The organism is Mesorhizobium sp., assembly GCF_004962925.1.
Taxonomy (GTDB): domain Bacteria; phylum Pseudomonadota; class Alphaproteobacteria; order Rhizobiales; family Rhizobiaceae; genus Mesorhizobium.
Genome location: NZ_SUEO01000116.1, coordinates 1 through 3,112, shown reverse-complemented (window position 1 = coordinate 3,112; position 3,112 = coordinate 1). Strand labels below are relative to the sequence as shown.

Sequence of the window (3,112 nt, the reverse complement as noted above, 5' to 3'; positions counted from 1 at the left end):
GGTCGCTTTCTGCCCCTGAATTCGGACTAGTTCCAAGTCGGTTTGCTGCCCGGCCCTGAACTGTTTCATTTCGGAGGGCTTTCCGGACTCCCTGGTAGTCAGATCAGACGGCAAGATTTCGCCCAAGGCGGCTGTTGTATTCGGGTAGCCAGTATCGGGTTTTCACCACTAGGCGTGACCGGCCGCCAGGCTGAGATGCGCGAGGTCGATACCGATCGAAGCGAGAATCCGGTCGTATTTGCGCTCGATGTCGGTATCGAACAGAAGCTGCGCAGTTGCCGGGCAGGTCAGCCAGCCGTTCTCGGCGATTTCGCTTTCCAGCTGGCCGGCGCCCCAGCCCGAATAGCCGAGCGCCATCAGCGCGTGCCGGGGGCCGCGGCCCGACGAAATGGCGCGTAATATGTCGACGGTCGCGGTCAGGCAGATCTCGTCGGAGACGGTCAGCGACGATTCCACCCGGTAGTCGCCCGAATGCAGGACGAAGCCGCGGCTGCGGTCCACTGGTCCGCCGTTACGCACGACGAAGTCGCGGGCCTGCGCGGGCAAGCGGATCGCCTCCTGTTCGTTCATGATGCCGAGCTGTACGAGAAGATCCGGAAACAGCATCTGCTGCGTCTGGTTGATGATCAGGCCCATCGCGCCTTCGTCGCTGTGCGCGCAGATGTAGATGACGGACCGCGTGAAGCGGTCATCCTTCATGCCGGGCATGGCAATCAGGAACTGGTCGTCGAGAAAGCCGCGTCCTGCGACCATCTTCTTGTGGCGCAACAAGTCCATGACAGGCAGCGTAACGCGTTTTGGAAGCGCCGAAAAGATGTGCCGCGCGCGATTTGGTCTCGGTTGTGCATCTAAGGTCACGCAAGGCTGTGCCCGAGGTCACGCAAATATGATAACAGCGAAGCCATGAAATCATTGCACAGCCATGAACGGACGCTCAAATCACCGCCATGCAAAGCTTGAAAGTCCTGCTGCTCAGCGCCGCTTTTGGATGTGGAACCGGCCTCCCCGCCGCAGCCTCCTCGTCGATCTGGTATAACACCGAAGGCGGCAAAGTGCGGCTTGTAACCAGCGGCAAGCCTGACGAAGCCGGGCGCATCCACGGCGTCCTCGACATTGCGCTCGAGCCCGGCTGGAAAACCTACTGGCGCGATCCAGGCGGCGCAGGCGTGCCGCCGCAAATCGCTGTCTCGGCCAGCACCAACATTGCCAACGCGACGTTTTCATTTCCGCCGCCTCAGCGCCATGACGACGGCTACGGCAAATGGGCCGGCTATGACCATCCGGTTTCGCTACCGGTGACGTTCACGCTGTCGGCGCCGAACGAGCCGGCCGTCATCGATGCCGATATTTTTCTCGGCATTTGCGAAACGATCTGCATTCCGGTGCAGACGAGGCTGACCATCGATCCCGGCTCGGATCCGGACAATGTTGAAGACGCTGCGCTGGTGAAGGCGGCGCTCGCAACCCTGCCTGCCCCCGCAAGGCCCGATTTCGGCATCAATATGCTACCAGGCGACCATGAGACACTGATTGTCGAGGCGAGCTTTCCAGGCAATCCGGAGGTGGCGGATTTGTTCGTCGCCGGTGAGCGGGATTACATGTTCGGCGTGCCGGCTCGCAGCGAAAAGGACGGCAAGCTGGTGTTTACCGTGCCGATCCTCGACAGGCCGGCGACGACGCCGACGGATGGCGGACTTTACTACACGCTGACAACGGCGGTCGGCGCGGTCGAAGGCCTGCTGCCTTTCCCTTGATCCCGAGCAAAGGATGTTCAGGTCGAACATCCTTTGCTCGGGGCTTCCCAACGGTTGCGGGAAAGGTCTGAGTTCGCTATCGCAAGGATACTCCCTCCCATTTGTCAAATGAGGACCATCATGACGATTGCCATTGGCGACAAGTTGCCCCAAGCGACCTTCAAGACGATGACTGCCGACGGGGCAAAACCGATCACGACGGCTGAGATTTTCTCGGGAAAGAAGGTGGTGCTGTTCGCCGTTCCCGGAGCTTTCACGCCGACCTGCAGCAACAATCATCTACCCGGCTATCTGGATAATTACGACGCCATCCTAGCGCGTGGCGTCGACACCATCGCCGTCGTCGCCGTCAACGATGTTCACGTCATGGGCGCTTGGGCCCGATTCAGCGGCGGCGAAGGCAAGATCCTTTATCTTGCCGACGGCAACGGCGACTTCGCCAAGTCGATCGGCCTCGACGCCGACCTCTCCGGCGGCGGCATGGGACTGCGTTCAAAGCGGTTCTCGATGATCGTCGACGACGGCAAGGTCATCGCGCTTAATGTCGAGACAAAGCCTGGCGTTGATGAATCCGGTGCGGCTCACATTCTCGGACAGCTTTCCGTTTTGGCGACAGCATAGGCCAGGGATTGCCACAGTCGCCTTTTAGAACGTCGCGCGTCCAAAGGACGCTTCACTTTCGAATCGGCGCATGATCCTTTGCGAAAGCCGATTCCGGTTTTCGGGATCGTGCGCTGGCTCTTTGGGATTGCTTGCTTTTGGAGGACCTCAATGATGCTTGACATCTTCTGGCGCGCTGTGGCGATCGGCATCGGCGCCACGGCGCTCATGGACCTCTGGGCGATTTTCCTGAACACGGTGTTTGCTCAGCCGCGGCCGAACTGGGGGCTGGTCGGCCGCTGGGTCTGGCATCTGAGGGACGGCAAGGTTTTCCACGACGACATCGGCGAGGCAGCACCCTACGCGCATGAATCGGCGCTGGGCTGGGCATTCCATTATTTTGTCGGCATCGTCTACGGCATCATCCTGGCCGTTTTGGCGGGAGCGGCGTGGCTGGCGGCGCCGACCTTCCTGCCGGCCTTCATCCTCGGCATCGTCACCGTGGGCGCCGGTTGGTTCCTACTGGCGCCCGGCATGGGCGCCGGCTGGGCGGCATCAAAGCGCCCCAACCCCATGCATATCCGCGCCCTCAATCTGGTATCGCATACTGTGTTTGCGCTCGGGCTTTTCGGCACGGCGCTTCTGATCCGCTGAGTACGGCGGACCAGACTGGTTAGTAGCTCTGGGTCGAGCGCCGCGCCTTTGCGACCGCCGGCCGGTTCGACTGCGGACTTGGCTCCGGCGCCGCAGTCTTGATG

At 61.1% G+C, this 3,112-nt stretch carries 4 protein-coding genes; 3 read left to right on the top strand and 1 reads right to left on the bottom strand.

The genetic code is table 11. From position 1 onward, the window contains the following. Nucleotides 1-168: 168 nt before the first annotated feature. A complete protein-coding gene (locus tag E5W87_RS21380) occupies nucleotides 169-777 on the bottom strand; it encodes a YqgE/AlgH family protein (RefSeq protein ID WP_292401846.1) in 609 nt (202 codons plus the stop codon). A gap of 170 nt (nucleotides 778-947) precedes the next feature. On the opposite strand from E5W87_RS21380, the gene E5W87_RS21375 reads away from it, so the two are divergent. The 3 genes from E5W87_RS21375 (at nucleotide 948) to E5W87_RS21365 (ending at nucleotide 3,008) form a co-directional block, all read left to right on the top strand. Continuing rightward, nucleotides 948-1,754, top strand: a complete 807-nt coding sequence (locus E5W87_RS21375; RefSeq protein ID WP_292401843.1) for a protein-disulfide reductase DsbD domain-containing protein — start codon at nucleotides 948-950, stop codon at nucleotides 1,752-1,754. Nucleotides 1,755-1,874: 120 nt separating this feature from the next. Continuing rightward, nucleotides 1,875-2,375 (top strand): peroxiredoxin, encoded by a 501-nt coding sequence (locus E5W87_RS21370; RefSeq protein ID WP_126103232.1) that lies wholly within the window; start codon nucleotides 1,875-1,877, stop codon nucleotides 2,373-2,375. A gap of 153 nt (nucleotides 2,376-2,528) precedes the next feature. After that, on the top strand, nucleotides 2,529-3,008 hold the full coding sequence (locus E5W87_RS21365; protein ID WP_292401900.1) for a DUF2938 domain-containing protein: 480 nt from the start codon (nucleotides 2,529-2,531) through the stop codon (nucleotides 3,006-3,008). Nucleotides 3,009-3,112 lie beyond the last annotated feature (104 nt).

What these genes read in the sequence shown, in the direction of transcription:
- E5W87_RS21365 (WP_292401900.1), top strand. Translation starts at nt 2,529, where the DNA reads ATGCTTGACATCTTCTGGCGCGCTGTGGCGATCGGCATCGGCGCCACG.
- E5W87_RS21380 (WP_292401846.1), bottom strand. Translation starts at nt 777, where the DNA reads ATGGACTTGTTGCGCCACAAGAAGATGGTCGCAGGACGCGGCTTTCTC.
- E5W87_RS21370 (WP_126103232.1), top strand. Translation starts at nt 1,875, where the DNA reads ATGACGATTGCCATTGGCGACAAGTTGCCCCAAGCGACCTTCAAGACG.
- E5W87_RS21375 (WP_292401843.1), top strand. Translation starts at nt 948, where the DNA reads ATGCAAAGCTTGAAAGTCCTGCTGCTCAGCGCCGCTTTTGGATGTGGA.